The organism is Nocardia sichangensis, from assembly GCF_047200615.1.
GTDB lineage: Bacteria > Actinomycetota > Actinomycetes > Mycobacteriales > Mycobacteriaceae > Nocardia > Nocardia sichangensis.
On record NZ_JBJZOK010000007.1, the window covers coordinates 221207 to 241277 of the forward strand.

Annotated in this window: 19 protein-coding genes; 8 read left to right on the top strand and 11 right to left on the bottom strand. The window is 68.4% G+C overall.

Features of this window, described 5'->3' with window-relative positions; genetic code table 11:
* Positions 1-804 (top strand): class I SAM-dependent methyltransferase, encoded by an 804-nt coding sequence (locus tag ACL03I_RS12710; protein ID WP_412805989.1) that lies wholly within the window; start codon positions 1-3, stop codon positions 802-804.
* Between the two features lie 51 nt (positions 805-855).
* On the opposite strand, the gene ACL03I_RS12715 is transcribed toward ACL03I_RS12710, so the two are convergent.
* Positions 856-1356 carry a metallophosphoesterase family protein gene (locus tag ACL03I_RS12715; RefSeq protein WP_412805990.1) on the bottom strand — a complete coding sequence of 167 codons (501 nt, stop codon included), beginning with the start codon at positions 1354-1356 and terminating at the stop codon, positions 856-858.
* 208 nt (positions 1357-1564) lie between these two features.
* On the opposite strand from ACL03I_RS12715, the gene ACL03I_RS12720 reads away from it, so the two are divergent.
* Entirely contained in the window at positions 1565-1717 is a 153-nt protein-coding gene (locus ACL03I_RS12720) for a hypothetical protein (RefSeq protein ID WP_355075386.1), read from the top strand.
* Positions 1718-1754: 37 nt separating this feature from the next.
* Here ACL03I_RS12720 and ACL03I_RS12725 read toward each other — a convergent pair whose 3' ends face one another.
* From ACL03I_RS12725 to ACL03I_RS12740, 4 genes are all read right to left on the bottom strand, one after another.
* A complete protein-coding gene (locus tag ACL03I_RS12725) occupies positions 1755-2111 on the bottom strand; it encodes a hypothetical protein (RefSeq protein ID WP_355075388.1) in 357 nt (118 codons plus the stop codon).
* Positions 2108-2962: an MbnB/TglH/ChrH family RiPP precursor modification enzyme gene (locus ACL03I_RS12730; protein ID WP_412806040.1), complete on the bottom strand. Its 855-nt coding sequence runs from the start codon at positions 2960-2962 to the stop codon at positions 2108-2110. Before ACL03I_RS12730 ends, ACL03I_RS12725 begins: the two co-directional genes overlap by 4 nt.
* A gap of 13 nt (positions 2963-2975) precedes the next feature.
* The gene (locus tag ACL03I_RS12735) at positions 2976-3896 is read right to left on the bottom strand and encodes a TIGR04222 domain-containing membrane protein (RefSeq protein ID WP_412805991.1); all 921 of its coding nucleotides are present in this window, start codon (positions 3894-3896) and stop codon (positions 2976-2978) included.
* A 113-nt stretch (positions 3897-4009) separates the two neighbouring features.
* Entirely contained in the window at positions 4010-5236 is a 1227-nt protein-coding gene (locus ACL03I_RS12740) for a PucR family transcriptional regulator (RefSeq protein WP_412805992.1), read from the bottom strand.
* 170 nt (positions 5237-5406) lie between these two features.
* Here ACL03I_RS12740 and ACL03I_RS12745 point away from each other — a divergent pair, with 170 nt between their 5' ends.
* The 5 genes from ACL03I_RS12745 to ACL03I_RS12765 all read left to right on the top strand — a co-directional run bounded on the left by ACL03I_RS12745 (position 5407) and on the right by ACL03I_RS12765 (position 11297).
* A complete protein-coding gene (locus ACL03I_RS12745; RefSeq protein ID WP_355075395.1) occupies positions 5407-6876 on the top strand; it encodes a class I adenylate-forming enzyme family protein in 1470 nt (489 codons plus the stop codon).
* Positions 6877-6976: 100 nt separating this feature from the next.
* Positions 6977-8797, top strand: coding sequence for a DUF3556 domain-containing protein (locus tag ACL03I_RS12750; protein WP_412805993.1), 1821 nt, complete (start codon positions 6977-6979; stop codon positions 8795-8797).
* 28 nt (positions 8798-8825) lie between these two features.
* On the top strand, positions 8826-10232 hold the full coding sequence (locus tag ACL03I_RS12755; protein WP_355075399.1) for a phytoene desaturase family protein: 1407 nt from the start codon (positions 8826-8828) through the stop codon (positions 10230-10232).
* A 115-nt stretch (positions 10233-10347) separates the two neighbouring features.
* Positions 10348-10641 (top strand): hypothetical protein, encoded by a 294-nt coding sequence (locus ACL03I_RS12760; RefSeq protein ID WP_412805994.1) that lies wholly within the window; start codon positions 10348-10350, stop codon positions 10639-10641.
* Between the two features lie 83 nt (positions 10642-10724).
* Positions 10725-11297, top strand: a complete 573-nt coding sequence (locus ACL03I_RS12765) for a GNAT family N-acetyltransferase (RefSeq protein ID WP_355075402.1) — start codon at positions 10725-10727, stop codon at positions 11295-11297.
* Positions 11298-11313: 16 nt separating this feature from the next.
* Here the strand turns inward: ACL03I_RS12765 and fadD11 are convergent, their stop codons facing one another.
* From fadD11 to ACL03I_RS12795, 6 genes are read right to left on the bottom strand one after another with little or no spacing between them, the layout of a single operon-like run.
* The gene (fadD11, locus tag ACL03I_RS12770) at positions 11314-13143 is read right to left on the bottom strand and encodes a fatty acid--CoA ligase FadD11 (protein WP_412805995.1); all 1830 of its coding nucleotides are present in this window, start codon (positions 13141-13143) and stop codon (positions 11314-11316) included.
* Positions 13140-14105, bottom strand: a complete 966-nt coding sequence (locus ACL03I_RS12775; protein ID WP_412806041.1) for a short-chain dehydrogenase/reductase — start codon at positions 14103-14105, stop codon at positions 13140-13142. Before ACL03I_RS12775 ends, fadD11 begins: the two co-directional genes overlap by 4 nt.
* A gap of 8 nt (positions 14106-14113) precedes the next feature.
* Positions 14114-15580 (bottom strand): flavin-containing monooxygenase, encoded by a 1467-nt coding sequence (locus ACL03I_RS12780; RefSeq protein WP_412805996.1) that lies wholly within the window; start codon positions 15578-15580, stop codon positions 14114-14116.
* Positions 15577-17079: an aldehyde dehydrogenase family protein gene (locus ACL03I_RS12785; RefSeq protein ID WP_412805997.1), complete on the bottom strand. Its 1503-nt coding sequence runs from the start codon at positions 17077-17079 to the stop codon at positions 15577-15579. Before ACL03I_RS12785 ends, ACL03I_RS12780 begins: the two co-directional genes overlap by 4 nt.
* A gap of 59 nt (positions 17080-17138) precedes the next feature.
* Positions 17139-18191, bottom strand: coding sequence for a PDR/VanB family oxidoreductase (locus tag ACL03I_RS12790; protein ID WP_412805998.1), 1053 nt, complete (start codon positions 18189-18191; stop codon positions 17139-17141).
* On the bottom strand, positions 18188-19081 hold the full coding sequence (locus ACL03I_RS12795) for a metal-dependent hydrolase (RefSeq protein WP_356965823.1): 894 nt from the start codon (positions 19079-19081) through the stop codon (positions 18188-18190). Before ACL03I_RS12795 ends, ACL03I_RS12790 begins: the two co-directional genes overlap by 4 nt.
* A 96-nt stretch (positions 19082-19177) precedes the next feature.
* Here ACL03I_RS12795 and ACL03I_RS12800 point away from each other — a divergent pair, with 96 nt between their 5' ends.
* Positions 19178-19810 carry a TetR/AcrR family transcriptional regulator gene (locus ACL03I_RS12800; RefSeq protein ID WP_356965825.1) on the top strand — a complete coding sequence of 211 codons (633 nt, stop codon included), beginning with the start codon at positions 19178-19180 and terminating at the stop codon, positions 19808-19810.
* Positions 19811-20071: the final 261 nt, after the last annotated feature.

Below are 20071 nucleotides of genomic sequence, written 5' to 3' on the forward strand. Positions count from 1 at the left end.
ATGACCGAAGCAGCCGACGGGATCACAGACGACCTGTTCGCCGGAACCGCTTGGCACTACGCGCGCTACCGGCCGGACTATCCGCGGCGGTTCTTCGACGAGCTCGTCCGGCGCCTGCGTCTCGACGGCGCCGGACGCCTCCTCGATCTGGGCTGCGGCACAGGCCAACTCACCGTCCCGCTCGCGCGGCACATGGCCGACGCGGTGGGCATGGATCCCGAACCCACGATGCTCGTCGAAGCCGCCCGCCGTGCGGAAGCCGCCGGGGTTGCGAACGTCGCGTGGACGCAAGGCGGTTCGGCGGATCTACCAGCTGGGCTCGGCCGCTTCCGGCTGGTGACCATGGGCCGGTCGTTCCATTGGATGGACCGTGCGGAAGTCTTGGCGGCCCTGTCCGGCATGATCGAGGAGAACGGCGCGATCGTGCTCGCCAACGACAGCTGTCTCGTGCGTCCGGCTACGACGTGGCAGCGAGCCATCGAAGAGGTCCAGTGCCGTTTCCTGCCGCCGGAACAGTGGTCGGGTAGGACGACGCCCGCCGAGGGCCAGGAGTCGCACGAAGACATCCTGGCTCGATCGTCCTTCCCGCGTGTGCACCGGGTGGTCCACGAATTTCAGCGTTCGTGGACGATCGAGCAGGCGATCGGGTACCTCTACTCCACCTCGTTGCCGCTGTACCGGCTTCTCGGTGACCGGCGGGCCGCTTTCGAACAGCTGGTCACCGACACATTGCTGGCGATCGACCCGGGCGGATGTTTCATCGAACCGGTGACCCTGGAAGTGCTGACCGCGACCAGGCGCTGAGGCGAGTGCGCACCGTGGGAAGCGGCGTTCGGAGTGCGGTGCGCCGAGAGGTCAGCGGTTCGGAACGGTGTGCAGCGTTACCCCGCTCAGCCGCCCGGACTGTATCCGCGCGGTGAGATAGGTGTGTTCCGGTTGGCGGCGGCGGTCGGTGGGCGAGCCGGGATTGAGCAAGCGCAACCCGCTGTCCGCGACGCTGTCCCACGGAATGTGGCTGTGGCCGAAGACGAGTACGTCGGTATCCGGGAAGTCCCGGGCGCAGCGTTCCTCCCGGCCCTTCGCGGGTCCGGTTTCGTGCACCACCGCCAGCCGGAGTCCGTCGAGTTCGGCGCGGGCGACCTCGGGCAGCCGCGCACGCAGCTCCGGACCGTCATTGTTGCCGTAGACGCCGACGAGACGCGCGCTACGTGCCTCCAGGCGGTCCAGCAAGGCGGCCTCCACCCAGTCGCCCGCGTGTACGACCGCGTCGGCGGCGTCGACCTCGCGCCAGAGCAACTCCGGCAGATCCCGCGCACGCTTGGGCACGTGCGTATCGGAGATGATGAGCAACCGCATGGTGACCGGTCTACCACGGTTGCGGCGGAGCGCCGATTGTCCCGGTCATGGGGCAGACGACATGGCAGATTGCTTGTGTGATATCTATCACACCCCCTCGGGCTGCCCGGTCGAGATTGGACCTCCGGTCGTGGGTATGCCGGGCGTGACGGTGACGCAGTACAGCGCACCGGTGCGACAGTTTCCATCGCGTTGTCCGGGAGGGCTTGTGTCTTCGATGCTTTCGTTTCTCATGCTCATGCTGATGCTGCCGGGGATGGCGACCGTCGCTGCGTATGTGACGGTGGCGATCAGTGTGTGGCTCGAGGAGCGTCGCGACGCCGCCGACCCCGCGGTCCGGGTGGAAGCGCGCCGCTCGTAGACCGGGGCCGGTCCGAACTCAGGCAGGTCTATCCGCGTCACCGGCGCAACCAGCGCGTTACCCCCCGGCGGCGAGGTGCGGCCCTCCAGTCGAGACCGGTGGCGGTCGCGAAGGCGGCGGCGTCGGCGGAGGTGGTCGTCTTCGGGTGATTCCGTGCCCATGCCGTGAAACGGGCGGTGAAGTCACCCTCGCACGCGTGCACCAGCAGCGGGAAACGGCGTGCCACCTCGCCGGCGCGCTTGCGCAACAGCGCCTCCGCCGCGGCGCCGACGGCCTCGGCATCGAATCCGGGCGGCACCGTGGCTCCCGCGACGAGCGCACGCACCAGCGCTGCTTGCCGCTGGGCCAGCGTCGCGTCGTCAGGCGGCCGCGCCGGTCGGGACGCGGCGCTCACGCCAGTACCGCCCTGGCGCCCGCGGTGATCGGCGGGCGGTCGACGGCGGCCGCGATGGCGTCCAGTTCATCGAGCAATTCGGCCGCGAGCGGATAGTTGCCGTCGCGCTCCAGCATGATCGGCGCCGGACGATGCGCGGTGTATTCCGCCACGAGCGCGAGAACTTCGCCGGGAACCGGGTCGGTGTGGGTGTCGTGATAGCGGCCGCCGGATTCGTGACCGCCCGCGACGTGGCAATACGCCACGTGTTCGGCGGGCAGGCGAAGGAGCTCGGCGAGCGGGTCGCGACCGCGGTTGCGGGCGTTCGCGTAGACGTTCGCGAGATCGAGCAGCAGCCATACCCCGGTGCGTTCGACGAGTTCGGACAGGAATTCCGCTTCGGTGTATTCGTCGTCGGGCCAGTCGAACAGCGTCGCGATGTTCTCCACCGCGAGCGGGACGTCGAGCGCCGCCTGGGTCCGGGCGATATTGCGGGTGAGTGCGTCCAGCGCTTCGCGGGTCCGCGGTACCGGTAGCAGGTGACCTGCCTCCAGGCCGCCCGCGCGTACGAAAGCGACGTGCTCGCTCACCAGCGGAGCCGCCACCGCCGCCGCGCAGGCCGCCAAATGCTCGACGCGATGGCCCGCGACCGGCTCCGCGCCGCCGAGCGACAGCGAGATGCCGTGCGGCACCACGGCGACGCCGCGCGCCCGCAGAGCGGCCAGTTCCTCGGGGACGGCGAGCTGCCCGGCGTGGCGGGGGTCCCGGGGTAACGACTCCGCGATGACCTCGCAGAATCCGAGCCCCGCCAAGGCGGCTATCACCCCGCAGATCTCGGGTCGCCAGCCGATACCGAGCGCGTCCGGTGGCAGCGGGCCGGGGCGCTCATCCACCGCAACCGCCGCAGCCGCCGCCGCAGCCGCCGCCACATCCGCCTCCGTCCCCGCCACTGTCCCCGCCGCTGTCGCCCCCGCCGTCCCCTCCGCCCGACGCGCTCGGCGGCGCGACTGCCTGGGCAAGTCCGGGATCGAGCGCGACGAGCGCACCGATGCCGAAAACAGCTGCCGCGAGTGCCGCGCTCTCGGCGCCATAGGTCGCGTAGGAAGGCGAATTGCTGGGCCGCAGATACCGATTGCGCTCCGACGCGGCGTCCCGGGCACGCACACCCAGCGCGGTGAGCCGGGGCTTGCGCACCACCAACCAATAGCCGAGCGCCTGCGCGATCACCAGCACCACCAGCACCCCGACCGGGTTCCCGTGCGAAGCGCCCGCGATGATCCGCACCACGCCGAGCGCGCCGGTGACGAGAAGCGGCATGCCCGCGTCACGCAGACCGTGGCGCATGTCGGGCCCGGGGAAGTACCCGAGGTCGACCATCCTGGTGCGCAGCGCGTCGAGCGACCCGCCGACGATCGCGCCGACGGTCTTGCGCTGCCCCGCCGCCAGCCGGTCGTACACCGACACGGTGAACGGATTCAGCTGCCCACGCTCCTGCGCGGTGAGTGCGCGAACCGGCGCGGCGCCAGAATCGATCGCGTCGACGCCGCGCAACCGCGCCATCGCCGCGAGTACGGCGTTCTGGTCGCCGTACAGCATTCCCAGCTCGGGCGAGGTCAATTCCGCGCCCGGCGCGGCGACCGCGTCGGTTTCCGGATCCGCGCCCGTCACCCGCGATCGCAGCCAGATCCCCACGAACAGGGCCACCAGCACGAGCGGTATATAGACGGCGAGGAACTGCGGCCCGGAAATACCCCAGGTATCACCGGCCGCGACAAGTCCGTCCGAGCCCACCCCGATCACTTTCATCTCCCACCTCGGAATCGGTCCAACCTGCTCCAAGTATCGGGCCGCCGCGGCTCACACGCCACAGCGAATCGCCGTGGCGCGCATCGGCAGCGGTCGTGACCCGACGGCCCGGCTCACTTCACGCGGCCGAGGCCGAGTTGCTCGGCGAGCATCAGGGCGATCTCGGTCTCCAGCCGATTCACCGTCAACGGATGACCGAGCACCTCTTCGGCCCTGCGTATCCGGTAGTGGACGGTGTTCTTGTGGACGTGCATGCGCGCCGCGGCGTCGGTGAGGCTGCCGCGGGCCTCCAGATACGTCTGCACCGTCTCGCGCAGACGAGCGGTGGTCTCGTCGTCGCGCATGAGATCGCCGAGCACCCGATGGACCCACGCTCTCGTGTCGGGCAGATGGTCGATGAGCAGGCTCGCCAGCGCCACCCGGGAGTGCACGGTCAGCGGACGACCGGGGTCGGCGAGCAACGCGAGGCCACGAGCGCGCTGGGCATCGCGGAAGGTCTGCCGGAACCCGGCCAGTCCGGGGCCGGGATCGCCGATCGCGACGCGAATTCCCGGGCGGCGGCGCAGTTCTCGCTCGAGCCGGTCGGCATCCAGTGACGGTTTGCCGACCGACGATATCCACGCCCAGCAGTTCTGCTCGTCGACCAGGACCGTCAGCGGGTGTTTGCCGGTCGCGGTGGCGAGCATCGACGTACCGGCGCGCAGCAGTTCGATCGATGCCGCGCCGGGTTCGGGCACCCAGAGGACGGCGGCCATATGCCACCCCCGCAGCGAGGCGGACAACATCTCCTCCGCGGAGGCCACGTCGAGGTTCTCGGTGTCGAGCACCGCGCGGATCTGGGCCGCGCGGGTGGTGTCCGAGCGCGCGTCCCAGCGGCGTCGTTCGCTCTCGTAGATGTCGATGACACCTTCGATGACCTGGTCGATGTAGCTGTTGACCAGCACGGCGACCCGGCTGGTGGTCGCCAGGGCGAGATCGGCGGGTGTCTCGGCACGCCGGAGCGCGGCGATGGTCTGCTGCATGAACATGTGTTCGCCGAGGCGGTACGCGCGCAGCAGGGCCTCCAGGGACATCCCGTGCTGGGCGAACCGGCGAGCGTACTCGGCGGCGGCGGGCGGCACGGTGATGTCGTCGCGCGAGATGCTCAGCATGAGCATGTCGAGGATCGCGGTGAGGTTGGACGCGGTGCTGGCGATCATCAGCCGTCGCACTTCGTCGTCGTGGCGGAATTCCGGGATCACCTCGGCGAACATCGTGGTCATCTCGGCGGTCAGCCGGTCCAGATCGGCTTTGACGCGTCCGGCGACATCGCGGATGGTCGTGTCCACGTCAACGCTCATGCCGGGACCGTACCGGAACCGGCGCGGCGGCTCCGACGCATTCCGCTTTCTTTTGTGCCATCGGCACAAAGCCCGCCGAAAACTCTGGGATGCGGGCCCGTAGCCGGGTTCTCGCACCCGATCTAACTTGGATTGTAATCCCCGTCACCCCGAAGTAGGTGAGGACATAAGTGCAGCACGTTGTGGAAATTCCGGAGGTCAGGGCGACCTGGAATCCGTCCGGCCCCTGTATTGCGGACGACCGCGAGCAACTCGACAATCAGACTTTCGTGAAACGGGTACGTACGGCCGCAGCCGTCCTGTACGCGAATGGCGTTCGTGAAGGCGACGTCGTCGCGGTCGTATTGTCGAATCGACTCGAATTCGTCGTCATTCTTTTCGCGGCATGGCGGCTGGGTGCCGCGGTCAGCCCCGTGAAGCCGGATTCGACCGTCGAGGAGGTGCGTTATCAGGTCGAGGACTGCCGGGCGAAGGTGGTCGTGACCGAAGGCGGACGCGAAGGTGCGACGCTGGATGTGACCGAGGTGGCCGGACCGGGCGCCGAGGTCGCCGGGCCCGAATCGGCGCAGGTGGATCCAAGCGCCGCGGCGCTGATCATCTACACCAGTGGCACCACCGGGCAGCCGAAGGGCGTCGTGCTCGACCACGCCAATATCGCCGCCATGTGCGCGATGCTGGTCGGGGCACTGGCATTGAACGACACCGACCACAGCTTGCTGATCCTGCCGCTGTTCCACGTCAACGGGATCGTGGTGAGCGTCCTGTCGCCGCTGCTCGCCGGTGGCCGGGCCACGATCGCGGGCCGATTCTCGGCTTCGGCGTTCTTCGGCATCGTGGAACGTGTTCGTCCGACCTATTTTTCGGGCGTTCCCGCGATCTACGCGATGCTCGTCGCGCAGCCGGAGAGTTCGGCGCCGGACACGTCGTCGTTGCGCCGTGCGATCTGCGGAGCCGCGCCGATGCCCGCGGAACTGATCGCGCGGTTCGAAACGCGTTTCGGTGTTCCGATCGTCGAAGGCTACGGACTGTCCGAGGGTACCTGCGCGTCGACACTGAATCCGCCCGGCGGACCGCGGAAGCCGGGCACGGTCGGGCGGCCACTGCCAGGGCAGACCGTGGCGATCATGGATGCCGACGGTCGGGTCGTGCCCGCCGGGACGAGCGGGGAAGTGGTCATCCGGGGTGCGAACGTGATGCGAGGCTATCTCGGCCGACCCGAGGCGACCGCGCACACGGTGGTCGACGGCTGGCTGCATACCGGTGACGTCGGCTATTTCGACCCGGACGGATACCTGGTGCTGGTCGACCGGATCAAGGACATGATCATCCGGGGTGGCGAGAACATCTATCCCAAGGAGATCGAGAACGTCCTGCACGCCCATCCCGCCGTTCTGGAAGCCGCGGTGGTGGGGGCGCCCGATCCGGTCCTCGGCGAGGTACCGGTCGCGCATGTGGTGACGATGCCCGGCGCGCGGGTCGATGCCGCGGATCTCGTCGAGCACTGCCGGAGAACTCTCGCCCGCGCGAAGGTTCCGGTGTCGATCGAACTCACCGAAGCGCTGCCACGGAATCCGGTCGGCAAAATCGACAAACGAAAGCTCCGCGCGCTGGTCGCCGACGCGATCGTCACCACCACATAGAAACAATCCGCTCGGCGGTGAGCGGAACTCCCATGATCCGAACCGCATTCGGCCGGGTCCTCGCATGCGCTTTATTCATCGGATAAGAAAGGTCCGAACAATGGGATTCAAAACAGCGGATTTCCCGCCCGTCGACGTGACGACGTTCCTCGATCAGCCGTTGCGGGAGCGGATGAGAACTTTGGCCCTGCATTGGGTCGAATTCGGTTTCGGCTCGCCGAGGATGATCCACACGATCTATCTGCTCAAGGTTCTGCTGGTCTCGGCGCTGGGCGGCGTCGCCGTGGCGACCTGGAGTTCCGGCGTCGGCCCGTTCTGGGATGTCGCGGCCTGGTGGAACGAGCCGATCGTCTACCAGAAGCTGGTGCTGTGGACCGTCTTGATCGAGGCGCTCGGCATCGCCGGGTCGTGGGGGCCGCTCGCGGGCAAGTTCAAGCCGATGACCGGCGGAATCATGTTCTACGCCCGCCCCGGCTCGATTCGCATGCGGCCGTGGCGACGGGTGCCGTTCACCGGCGGTGACACCCGCACGGTGGCGGATGTGCTGCTGTACCTGGCGTTCCTCGGGACGCTCCTGGCGGCGATCGTGCTGCCCGGCGTGCCGAGCGCCTCGCTGAGCGCGGCGCTGCCGGACAACACCTCCGGCCTGGTGAATCCCGCGCTGCTCGTCGCTCCGATCGTGTTGTACGTACTGTGCGGCTTGCGGGACAAGACGATCTTCTTGACCGCGCGCGGCGAGCAGTACCTGCCCGCATTGGTGTTCTTCGCGGTGCTGCCGTTCGTCGACATGATCATCGCCGCCAAGTTGCTGATCTGCGTGGTGTGGATCGGAGCGGGCGTGTCCAAGTTCGGGCAGCACTTCACCAACGTGGTACCGCCGATGATCTCCAACAGCCCGGGCGTGCCCGCCAAGTGGATCAAGCGGCTGCACTACCGTGACTTCCCCAGGGACATCCGGCCGTCGAAGGTCGCCTCGTTCATGGCCCATGTCGGAGGCACGACCGTCGAGATCGTCACGCCGCTGGTGTTGCTGTTCTCCACCAACCACTGGCTGACCCTGGCCGGAGTGGTGCTGATGGTGGTCTTCCACGCGTTCATCACCTCGACGTTCCCGCTGGCGGTGCCGTTGGAGTGGAACGTCCTGTTCGCCTACCTGAGCATCTTCCTGTTCCTGGGCTTCCCCAACGGGGGCGGCTACGGTCTGGCCGACATCTCCTCGCCGTGGCTGGCCGTGGCGATCGTCGCGGCGCTGGTGTTCTTCCCGATCCTCGGTAATCTGCGCCCCGATCTGGTGTCGTTCCTGCCGTCGATGCGCCAGTACGCGGGCAACTGGGCCTCGGCCCTGTGGGCCTTCGCGCCCGGTGCGGAGGAGAAGCTGAACACCATCGCGCACCGGCCCACCGTGAACCAGATCGACCAGCTGCGTGCGATGGGTTACCCGCCCGAGGTCGCGGAGATCACCATGCAACAGACGATCGCGTGGCGCTCGATGCACAGCCAAGGCCGCGGCCTGTTCTCCCTGCTGTACACCCACATTCCCGATATCGATCGCTGGACCGTGCGGGAAGCGGAATTCGGCTGCAACTCGCTGATCGGGTTCAACTTCGGCGATGGTCACCTGCACAATCTGGACCTGATCGAGGCCGTGCAGTCCCGAGTGGGGTTCGCTCCGGGAGAATGGATCGTGGTGTGGGTGGAATCGCAGCCGATCCACCGCGGCGTCCAGGAGTATCAGGTCATCGACGCGGCGCTCGGCGTCGTCGAACGCGGCACCTGGCGAGTGCGCGACGCGGTCGAGGCGCAGCCGTGGCTGCCCGACGGCCCGATCCCGCACGAGGTGACGTGGCGGCGCGCGGGCTACACCGTGCCGACGCCGCTGGAGGAATCGACTCGGGTGCTCGCGCCGCAGACGGTCGGCTGACGGTCGGCCACGAGGGACGGAGAGCGACATGAGCAGCGCAGTCGTGGTCGGCGGCGGCCCCAACGGTTTGGCCGCGGCCATCACCTTGGCCCGAGCCGGTTGGGACGTCACCGTGCTGGAGGCCGCCGACGAGATCGGGGGCGGCACTCGCACCGGCGAGGCGATCGTGCCCGGTCTGCTGCACGACCACTGCTCGGCCATCCACCCGATGGCGGTCGGCTCTCCTTTCCTGCGCGGTCTCGACCTGGAGCGCTACGGATTGACCTGGGCCTGGCCGGAGATCGACTGCGCCCATCCGCTCGACGACGGCACCGCGGGCGTGCTGCTGCGCTCGGTCGCGGAGACCGCGGCCGGGCTCGGCGGTGACGGCCGTGCGTGGCGACTGCTGTTCGAGCGGACGGCGGCGGGCTACGACCGGATGAGCCCCGACATCATGCGGCCACTGCTGCGTGTGCCGCGCCACCCGGTGCGGCTGGCGCGCTTCGGGATTCCCGCCGTGGTTCCGGCCACGCTGCTCGCCGGACTGTTCCGCACCGAGCAGGCGAGGGGGTTGTTCGGCGGCGTCGCCGCGCATGCCTTCCACCCGCTGCACCGGCCGCTCAGCGCGAGCATCGGCCTTGGCATCCTCACCGCGGGCCACGCCTACGGCTGGGCGGTCGCCGCGGGTGGATCGCAACGGATCACCGACGCCATGGCGGCGGCCCTCGGCGACCTCGGCGGAAAGATCGAAACGGGCGTGCGGGTGCGGTCGGTGTCCGATCTGCCGCCGGCGGAACTGACCATGTGGGACCTGGCGCCGACCGCGGTCGCGGAGATCCTCGGCGACCGCCTGCCGCCTCGAATCCGGAAGTCGTATCAAGAGTTTCGTTACGGCCCGGGTGCTTGCAAAGTCGACTTCGCGGTGCACGGCGGCGTGCCGTGGACGGCGGAGGCGGCGCGCCGGGCGGGGACGGTGCACCTCGGCGGCACGTTCGCCGAGATCGCCGCCACCGAACGCGAGATCCATCGCGGTCGCATGCCCGAACGACCTTTCGTACTGGTGGGGCAGCAATATCTCGCCGATCCGCAACGTTCGGCGGGCGACATCCATCCGATCTGGGCATACGCTCATGTCCCGCACGGCTATCCCGGCGACGCCACGGCGGAGATCACCGCCCAGATCGAACGCTTCGCCCCCGGTTTTCGCGACCGCATAGTCGGAACCAGCGTGCGCAGCGCGGCGGAATTCGCCGAATACAACCCCAACTATGTGGGCGGCAACATTATGACCGGCGCGAAGGACATCACACAGCTGCTGTTCGGTCCGCGTAGGACCCTGCAGCCCTATGACGTAGGCGTGCCGGGTCACTACCTGTGCTCGGCGGCCACACCGCCGGGCCCAGGGGCGCACGGGATGTGCGGCGTGAATGCCGCGCAGCGGGCGCTCCGGCGTTGACGAGCCCGGCCATCGTCTCGATCCTCGCCCTGGCCTGACGCTGCCGCGGCGACACCACCGGCTGGTCCGGGGTGACCAGCGGTTTCCCGCGGGATCACCCGGGCAATCGGTCACCATGGATGCGGAAAACACCAATGCAGCAGACACGTCGTCGAGCAGCGCACAGCGTTTCGGCCGAGTCACGGCGGATGATCTACGCCGGTTGCTGGCCACCGGCCAACCGGACGCGTACCTGGTCCTCGAGGAAGGGCAGATCAGAATCGAAGGTGCCTTCGGGTCCGAGCCGCAAGGAATGCTCATCCTGTCGCGGGCCGAACTGGCCGCCCGGATCGGAGGGGACCCGGACGCCGCCGCACTGACCGAGACCGCCGCCGAACTGGACACCGAAGTTCGTCTCCGGGGTGCCTGAAACGTCGGCGGCCCGTGCGGCCGGCTATGGATCTGCCGGAAATCGCTTTGCACGGTCACGTGCCGGATGGCCACGATATCGGTATGAGCATCGAACCGTGCTCGGCGCTCGCACCGGGCGTCGTGCCACCGGAACGGATCGAACTGGACGAGCTGCTGTTACGGCGATGGCAGCCGGAGGACCTGCTGCCGCGACTCGAGGCGATCAACGCCTCGTTCGACGAGATCCACCCCTGGATGGACTGGCTCGCCGAACCGGCGACACTGGAGAGTCAACGCGCTTTCGGCCGGGAGACGGACGAGAGCTGGCCCAGCGCCGCAGGCAGTTTCAACTTCGGCATCTTCGCCGCCGACGGCAGCGTGCTCGGCGCGGTCGGTCTGCACGATCGGCTCGGCTCGCGAGCTGTGGAGATCGGCTACTGGTGTCACACCGCGCACTCCGGCCACGGGGTGATCACTCGCAGCGCAGCTGCCTTGACCCGTATCGCCTTGGCACTGCCGGGCGTCGACCGTGTCGAGATCCACTGTGACGAGGCGAATGTCCGCAGTGCCGCGGTAGCCCGGCGGCTCGGCTACCGGCTGGACCGGATCGAGCCACGCGAAAAGCGTGCGCCCGCGGAGTCCGGTCGTGGGATGTACTGGATCAAGGAGCGATGATCAGCCGCCGGTTCGCTCAGCCGGTGGCAACCGGGGCGGCGACAGGCCCGGCGGGTTCGTGGACATCCAGGCCGAGGTCAGTTGCGTAGAGTCCGGCGATTTCGGTGGCGTATTTCTCGGCGATCACCCGGCGCTCGAGTTTCATCGTAAGGGTGACTTCGTCGCCGCCCGCTTCCCAGAAGGTGGGCAAGACGCGGAACCGCTTGACTTGCTCCACCCGCGAGAGCTTCGCATTGCCTGCGGCGATGCCTGCGGCGATCTGCTCGATGACGCCGGCGTCGGCCGACAAGGCCGCTGCCGAGCAATCGGGCAGGTCGTGCCGCTCGGCGTACGGTCCGGCGGTTTCGGCATCGAGGACGAGGAGCGCGGTGTTGTAGGGGCGGCCGTCGCCGATCACCGCGATCGCCCCGATCAGCGGTGTCGCCGCCTTGATCGCGTTCTCGATGTTGGTGGGGGACATGTTCTTCCCGGCGGAGTTGATGATCAACTCCTTCTTGCGGTCCACGACCCTCAGATATCCGGCGTCATCGATGGTGATCACGTCGCCGGTGCTCAGCCAGCCCTCGGAGTCGACGGCCTCGGCGGTCTTGCCGGGCTCACCGCGATAGCCCTTCATCACGAGCGGGCCGCGGACGTGGAGTTCACCGTCGTCGGCGATCCTGGCCCGCATGCCGGGCAACAGTTTGCCCACGGTGCCGAGTCTGGCGTCGCCGGGGTGGCTGACGCTGCAGATGCAGGTGAGTTCGGACATGCCCCAGATCTCGGCGATCGGGATCCCGAGCCCGGCGAAGAATCCGAGCGTTTCGGCGGGGATCGGCGCGGCGCCGGACATCGCCCAGCGGACGCGGTCGAGACCGAGTTTCGCGCGCAGCCCGGACAGGACGAGTCGATCGGCGCGTGTCCACTCGGCGGCGACGGATTCGGGCACCGCCTCCCCGGCCGATTGATGAGCGCTGCGCTGGGCGGCGACCGCCAACGCCCACCGCAACGCGGCCTGGCGCTGCTCGCCGGGCTCGTTGGCGACCGCGAATTCGATTGCCGCTTTGAGCTTTTCCCATACCCGGGGCACGGCGCCCCAGATCGTGGGGTGCAGGTCGGCCAAGGCGGCGCTGATCCCCGTCGGATCGGCGACGCAGGTCACCTGGGTACCGAAGACCTCCTGGAAGTACAGCGCGGTCAGCCGGTCGGCGATGTGCGCGGTGGGCATGTAGGACGTGATGGTGTCCCCGAACCGGATGCCAAGCACCTGATCGACGGCGTAGCACTCGAACATTAGGTTCGCGTGCGTGGTCTCCACCCCTTTGGGATCGCCGGTGGTGCCCGACGTGTAGATCAGCGTCGCGACGTCATCGGGCTGGACCGCGCGCCACGCGGCGTCGAAGTCGAAGTCTCGCTCGCCCGCGGCGATGACGTCAGCGACCGACAAAGTGCCCTCCGGGGCGTCGTCGACGCAGACGATGTGGTCGAGTTCGACGCCGCTCGCGCGGACCTGTTCGACATATCCGGGCTCACAGATCAGCACGCGCACACCGGCGTTGTCCAGAACGTACGCGATCTGCTCCGGCGACGCGGTGTTGTACACGGAGAAACTGGTGGCGCCGAGATGCTGCGCCCCGACCTCCAGCGGATAGAACTCGATGCGGTTGGACATCATCAGGGCCACCGTGTCGCCGCGCCGGACGCCCAGTCCCGACAGCCCGGCGGCGATCAGCCGGACCCGCGTCGCGTACTCGCGCCAGGTGAGGGTGGCGGCGTCGCCGGGAGTGCGGAGCGCGATCGCGTCGGGATCGACGGCCGCGTTGTGCTGGAAGGCGGCGGGGAGCGTGTCGAAGCGTGGAGTGCTCACGAGAGGGATTCCTTCGGGTCGGACGGCGCATGCTGCGGCCGGACCGTGCTGAGTGGAGATGCGATGGGCGACCTGGAGCCGTCGTGACCGGCATACGGCGACGCTGTCGTGCGTGCTTCGACCTTGCGCAGCAGGTCGTGCACGCGGCGGTCGTGAGCGAGTGCGCTGTCGAGCACGACATTGACCGCCCCGCGCAGCAGCGCGTAGGGCTCCCACCCTGCCGGTGCGATGGTGCGCGCGGCGCGACGCTCGATGCCGTCCGCGATGGTCCTGGCCGCTTGCGCCGCCGAGATGCGCGTGTTCAACGGCCACGGCAGCAGGTCGTCCAGCTCACGGCCGAGTTCGTCGTGATCGAGGGTGTCGTGGGTCATCCGGGTGTCGACGATGCCGAAATAGGCGATGCCCGCCGAAGCGCCGAAGGGCGCCAGTTCCACCCGCAACGCCCGACCCAGCTGTTCGACCGCGGCTTTGCTGATCATGTACGGGGCTCCCGCCATGCCGGGAGCGAACGCCGCGCACGACGACACCACGACCACATGACCTTCGGCGGCGACGACGTGGTCGAGCGCCGGGCGCACGGTGTTGAACACACCGGTGAGGTTGATGTCCATCACCCGGTCGAAGTCCTGCCCGTCGAGCGTGCGCACCGTCGCCGGGCGGGGCACCACGCCCGCATTGGCCACCACCACGTCCAAGCGGCCGAAATGGTCGGCGGCCCGGTCGATGACCGCCCGCATCGCCGAGCGGTCGGCGACGTCGGCGGCGATGGCGAGGGTTCGATCGCCCAATGCGGCGGCTGCCGCGTCGACCGCGTCCCGGTCGAGATCGACCAGCACGACCGAGGCCTGCTTGTGGTGCAGCAGCGCCGCCAGTTCGCCGCCGATGCCGCGCCCCGCGCCGGTGATCAGCACGGCCCTGCCCGCGACCGAATATCCGCGCCGCCCCCTGGCGATCCGGAGCATGTCGCCGATCACCGGGTCACCTCGTAGGCCGCGGTGTCGAATCGGCTGGTGCGCTGCCGGTATTCGAAGCTCCAGTTCGGGTAGAGACCGGCATTGAGCCCGTCCGGCGTCTGGTAGTAGCTCTGGCATCCGCCCGTGAGCCATACCGTCGACGAACTGCGGCGAGCCATCTCCGCGACGAAATCGGCCTGCGCTGCCGGTCGCACCTCGATCCGGCGCGTTCCGCGGGAGCGCGCGTCGCGTAAGGCGTCGACGATGTAGGCGATCTGGGATTCGATCATGTAGATCGCGGACTGGTTACCGGCGGCGCCGAACGGACCGAGCGTGCAGAAGAAATTGGGGAACCCGGACAGCGCGACACCGAGATAGCTCTGCGGTCGTTCCCGATAGAGCTGCGCCAGCGTTCGCCCGTCGCGCCCGACGTAGCGCTCGTAGGCGGTCGGGATCGAGGTGAAACCGGTTCCGAAGATGAGGGTATCCACCGCGTGCTCACTGCCGTCGCGCAGCAGAATCGAGTGCGGCCGGATCTCGGCGATCGGCTGGGTGACCACGTCGACGTTCGGCTGGTCGAGTGCCGGTAGGTAGGTGTCGGAGAAGATCGCTCGTTTGCAGCCGATGACGTAGTCGGGGGTGAGCTTCTTGCGCAGCTCGCGGTCGCGGACCTGCCGCAGCAATTGCAGTCGGCCCAGCGCTTCGTACGGGTGCCGGAAGCGCTGATCGACCAGCGAGATGAGCCCGAAGGTCTCGATCGCCGCGTAGAACCCGCCGCGAATGGCGCGCTGCGCCAGCGGGATACGGCGCAGCAGCCGTCGCTCGAGTTCGAGGGTGCTGCGATCCATGCGCGGGACGATCCAGGGGGCCGATCGCTGGAACAGCAGCAGCTGGGCCACCTTCGGCTGGATCTCCGGCACGAACTGCACCGCCGAGGCGCCGGTGCCGATCACCGCGACCCGCTCGCCGCTGAGATCGTGATCGTGGTTCCAGTGCAGCGAATGGAAGGACGTGCCCGCGAAGGAGTCGATGCCGGGCAGCCGGGGATACTTCGCCTCCGCGAAGAGCCCGGTGGCCGAGAGCAGGAAGTCCGCGGTCAGCGTGCCGCGCGAGGTCTCGATCCGCCAGAGCGAACCTTGCTCGTCCCACCGGGCGTCGAGCAGTTCGGCGCCGAACCGGATGTGGCGGACGACATCGTGTTCGATGGCCACCGAGCGGATGTAGTTCAGGATTTCCGGCTGCCGTCCATAGGTGCGCGACCACTCCGGATTGGGTGCGAAGGAGTAGCTGTAGAGGTGGGACGGCACATCGCAGGCACAAGCGGGATAGGTGTTGGCCCGCCAGGTGCCGCCGAGGTCGTCGGCGCGTTCGAGGACCACCAGATCGTCGAATCCGGCCTCGCGGAGTTTGATCGCCAGGCCGATGCCGCCCAGACCCGCGCCGACGATCGCGATGGGGGTGTGTTCGATCGGATCGGAGGTCACTGGCGCTTCCTTCCGTGTAGGACCGCGATGAGCAGGTCGACGACCATGTCCACGCGGTGGTCGCGCCGGAACGAGGTGAGCGGCAACGGGGACGGGAAACGCTGGCGCGTGGTGGCTTTGGCGTAGGTGAATTCCCTGAGCCCGTCCGGCCCGTGCACGCGGCCGAATCCGGAGGCGCCGACGCCGCCGAGCGGCAGCGCGGGAATGGTGGCGTGCGCGACGAACGCGTTGATGGAAATGCCGCCCGCCCGGATGCGGTCGGCGATGTCGCGCCCGTTGCGGCGGGCGAACACGGTGCCGCCCAGCCCGTAGGCGCAGCGGTTGACCAACTCGACGGCCTGGTCCATGTCCCTGACCTTGGTGACCGTCAGGGTGGGACCGAAGGTCTCCTCCGTCACCGCGGACGCGTCCTCGGGGACGTCGACGAGGATGGTCGGTTGGACGAACTGACGATCGATGGCATCCGGGCCGCCGAGCACCGCCCGGGCGCCGCGCGCGACCGCGTCCTCGATGTGGCGGCGAATGATCGCTAGTTGCTTCGGCATCGTGATGGGGCCGATCTTCGAATCCGCCCTACCGGCGTCGATCTGTCCCGCCGCCGCCACCAGTTCGACGAGGAAGTCGTCGTAGACGTCGGCGTGGACGTAGACCCGCTCCACGGCCAGACAGGTCTGCCCCGCGTTGGACAACCCGCCCCACACCGCCGCGCCGGCGGCGGCGGAGAGGTCGGCATCGGCGTCGACGATCAACGCGTCCTTGCCGCCGCACTCCATCAGCACCGGCGTGAGGTTCTCCGCGCACGCCGCGAGGACGAGTTTGCCGGTGGCCGTGGATCCGGTGAACCCGATTTTGCCGACGCCGCTGCGGCACAGAGCGTTTCCGGTGTCGCCGAGCCCGGTGATCACTTGCAGCACCGGCTCGGCGGGCATGGTGCGTGCGAATGCCTCCGCGAGCCACAGCCCGACGCCGGGGGTGTATTCGCTGGGTTTGAACACCACCGCGTTCCCGGCGGCCAGCGCGAAGGAGATGGAGCCGAGCGGAGTGAAGACCGGGTAGTTCCACGGTCCGATCACGCCGACCACGCCGAGGGGGAGGTATTCGACCGTGGCCGCGTGGTTGAGCGTCAGCATGCTCGACGGCACGGAGCGACGGCCGAGCACCTTCTCGGCGTTGCGGGCCGCCCATCGCAAGTGTTCGAGGGCCATCGCGATCTCCAGTTTGGCGTCGGAGACCGGCTTGCCCATTTCCCGGTGGATGATCTGGGCCAGTTCGTTACGGCCGGTGGCGATCTGGGCGCGCCAGGCGTCCAGATGCCGAGCGCGTCCGGCGAAGCCGAGATCGTGCCACCAGGTCGCGGCCTCGTGGGCGGCGGCGACGGCGGTGTCCACGGCATGGCGGTCGTGGACCGGGTAGGTTCCGACCACCTCGCCGGTGGCCGGATCGCGCACGTCGAAGGTCGACACGGCCGACGGTGCGTGGTTGTCGGTGGAGACGCTCATCGGGTCGTCTCCCTCGATCGGCAACGCATAGACAACGCTGTCCCTTTCGTATGACGGTCTCAGAGGTCGACCACGAGGTGTTCGCCCGCGGCGCGGGAGACGCAGACCAGCATCTGGTTCTCGCGTTCGGCCGCGGTGAGCACACGATCCCGGTGGTCCACGGCGCCGGAGACGACCGCGACTTTGCAGGTGCCGCAGAAACCCTGTCGGCAGGAGTAAGGAGTGTCCGGCAGTGCGCGATGAATCGCGGTGAGCGCCGTTTCGTCGGCCGCGACCCGGACGGTGGTCGCAGTGCGCGCCAGAGTGAGGTCGAATTCCGCGCCGTCGGCGACCGGAAGCGCGGAGAACCGTTCGGTGTGCAGCGAGGCCGTCGGGTCGAGTTCGAACAGGCACCGTTGCGCCGCCTCGAGCATCGGCGGCGGCCCGCACACGTACACCGCCGCACCGGGTTCTGCGCGCGCCAGCAGTGCGGCGACATGCGGAGGGCCGAATTCGTCGTCCGGCCTGACGTCGGCGCCGGGCAGGTCGGCCAGGAACGGCATGGTCTCGCGTGAGCGGCCGACGTACACCAGGCGTCCACGCGCGCCCGCCGCCTCGACCATCGGCATGATCGGGGTGATGCCGATGCCACCGGCCAGGAACAGATACGACGGCGCCTCGACGAAGGTGAACGCGTTGCGCGGCCCGCGAATGCGCAGACGGTCGCCGACTCGCAGCGAATGATGGATCTCCCGCGATCCGCCGCCCCCGTCGGGAATGAGCCGCACCGCGATGCGATACCGGAACCGGTCGCTCGGGTCGCCGCACAGCGAGTACTGGCGCTGCCGTCCCGAGGGCAAGAAGACATCCACGTGCGCGCCCGGCCGCCAGGTGGGCAGCGGACCGCCATCGGCCGCGCGCAGTGTCAGGCTCACCACGTCGGCGGCTTCGCGTTCGATCCCGGCGATCGTTACGTCCGTATCGAAGCCCGTGCGGCGCACCGTGTTCGGGCGGGACAGGAGTGCGGCGGTGCGTCCGGTGACGAACACCTTCCGATAGATGTCCATGACATCGCCGATCAGGCGCAGTCCCCCGGTCGCCGAGCGCTCGGCCAGGGTGGGTGATCCGTTCATCGGTGCGCCGCCCGCGCGGCAGGCGAGTGCGCCAGATAGCGCAGGGCCTTGTCCATCGGACCCAGCTGGGACGGATGGAAACCCGGCCGCAGGTACCGCGGCATCTCGGTGACGAAGACCGTCCACTTCGGGATGACGCCACGCCGGGTCGCGCTCCAGAACTGCAGGCCCCAGAACCGGCCCTTCTGCGGCGACGGATCCTTCCGGTAGAGATAGGCGGTGGAGACGATGAACAGCGGAAGCAAGGTCGCGCTGGCCAGGATCGCCGTGCGGGCTTTCCGTGCGTAGCTGCCGTCGATATGCATGAAAGCGTCGTAGACGACGCTGCGGTGCTCCACCTCTTCGGCGCCGTGCCACCGGACCAGGTCCAGCATCGCCGGATGCATGCCCTTCTCCTCGAGGATGTCCGCGTTGAGCAGCCATTCCCCGAGCACCGCTGTGTAGTGCTCCATGCCCGCGAACAGACCCAGCCGTTCCTTGAGCCACTCCTCCCGCGCCCGGCCGGTCAAGCCGTGGTCACCGAGGATGCGATCGACCAGCCAGGCGACTTTGCCGACGTAGGAATCGACGTCCAACCCGATCGATCGCAGGTGGGCGCGCGCGGCTTCATGACTGTTCGCGTGCATGGTCTCCTGCCCGATGAACCCCGTGACCTCCTCCCGCAATCGTTCGTCATCGATGTGCGGCAGGGCTTCGGCCAGTGCCTGCGCCATGGCTCGTTCCCCTTCGGGCAGCACCAGGTGCATCACATTGACGATGTGGGTGGCCAAGGCCTCGCCCGGCACGTAGTGCATGGGCACGGAGTCGAAATCGAAATGGACGTCGCGCGCATGGATGGCATGCGCTTCGTCGCGATACCGGCGCTGCGTCGCGCCTGCCTGCTCAGCCATGACCCGACCGTACAGAACAACAAATTGCATTGCAATGTTGCAGCAACAACTCGGGCTGAATGTTGCACGATGGATCCGTTTTGCTAGCGTTGGCCCATGCCCACCGCGTCGAAGGCCACTGCGAGCAGCGAGAACGTCGCCGGCACCCTCGTCACCCGGATCCTGGACGCGGCTCTGGTCCTCTTCGAGCAGGTCGGCGTCAAGAAGACGACGATCGAGGAAGTGGCGCGGAAGGCGGGCGTGGACCGGGTGACGGTCTATCGCCATGTCGGTGGTCGCGACGACTTGGTGCAAGCCGTGATCAGCCGAGAGGTGGCCGCGGTGCTCGCCGAGATCACCCAGATCGCCGACCGGCACGACGAGCTCGGCGATCTCGTCGCCGACATCTTCGTCACCGTGATCACCCGCTGGCGCACGAATCCGCTCGTCGACCGCATGCTGGCGCTGGAACCGGCGCGCGTTGTCCTGAAACTCACCGTCGATGGCGCGGGCCCGTTCGCGATGTCCGTCCACGCGACGGTCACCGCGCTCGAGCGCGCTGTCGAACGGGGAATCCTGCCGCCCGCAACGGATCTGACCACTCGTGCGGAAATCGTGTGCCGGATCGTCCACTCGCTGATCCTCGCGCCGCACGGGCTCACCGAACTCCGGACCGACGGGCAACTCGACGATTTCGCGCGCACATACCTGGTACCGGTGGTGGCCGGACCGAACGTCGCGCCCCGCTGACACCGGACGCGCCGGGCCGGTCGCTCCGTGGAATGCCGCGCGCGGATGTCCAACGGGCGAACGCTCAGTTGTATCGCGGCAACCGCATTCGCCGGCTTGTAAGGCGTGTCTGTCGATTCGTCCGGTGTCCCCGCGAAAAACGCTGCGCCGCAATTCGTTCAGAAGACGCCTTCGTCCACTTGGCGATCCCGGATGTGCCGTTGACCAGCGCCACGTCGAATCCGTCGCGTTCGGCGAAACGGTCCTCGGCATCTCCCGCGC

Coding starts and splice junctions, on each gene's coding strand:
- ACL03I_RS12800 (WP_356965825.1), top strand. CDS start 19,178: ATGCCCACCGCGTCGAAGGCCACTGCGAGCAGCGAGAACGTCGCCGGC.
- ACL03I_RS12790 (WP_412805998.1), bottom strand. CDS start 18,191: ATGAACGGATCACCCACCCTGGCCGAGCGCTCGGCGACCGGGGGACTG.
- ACL03I_RS12735 (WP_412805991.1), bottom strand. CDS start 3,896: ATGAAAGTGATCGGGGTGGGCTCGGACGGACTTGTCGCGGCCGGTGAT.
- ACL03I_RS12775 (WP_412806041.1), bottom strand. CDS start 14,105: ATGCTCCGGATCGCCAGGGGGCGGCGCGGATATTCGGTCGCGGGCAGG.
- ACL03I_RS12710 (WP_412805989.1), top strand. CDS start 1: ATGACCGAAGCAGCCGACGGGATCACAGACGACCTGTTCGCCGGAACC.
- ACL03I_RS12740 (WP_412805992.1), bottom strand. CDS start 5,236: ATGAGCGTTGACGTGGACACGACCATCCGCGATGTCGCCGGACGCGTC.
- ACL03I_RS12765 (WP_355075402.1), top strand. CDS start 10,725: ATGAGCATCGAACCGTGCTCGGCGCTCGCACCGGGCGTCGTGCCACCG.
- ACL03I_RS12785 (WP_412805997.1), bottom strand. CDS start 17,079: ATGAGCGTCTCCACCGACAACCACGCACCGTCGGCCGTGTCGACCTTC.
- ACL03I_RS12750 (WP_412805993.1), top strand. CDS start 6,977: ATGGGATTCAAAACAGCGGATTTCCCGCCCGTCGACGTGACGACGTTC.
- ACL03I_RS12715 (WP_412805990.1), bottom strand. CDS start 1,356: ATGCGGTTGCTCATCATCTCCGATACGCACGTGCCCAAGCGTGCGCGG.
- ACL03I_RS12795 (WP_356965823.1), bottom strand. CDS start 19,081: ATGGCTGAGCAGGCAGGCGCGACGCAGCGCCGGTATCGCGACGAAGCG.
- ACL03I_RS12755 (WP_355075399.1), top strand. CDS start 8,826: ATGAGCAGCGCAGTCGTGGTCGGCGGCGGCCCCAACGGTTTGGCCGCG.
- ACL03I_RS12760 (WP_412805994.1), top strand. CDS start 10,348: ATGGATGCGGAAAACACCAATGCAGCAGACACGTCGTCGAGCAGCGCA.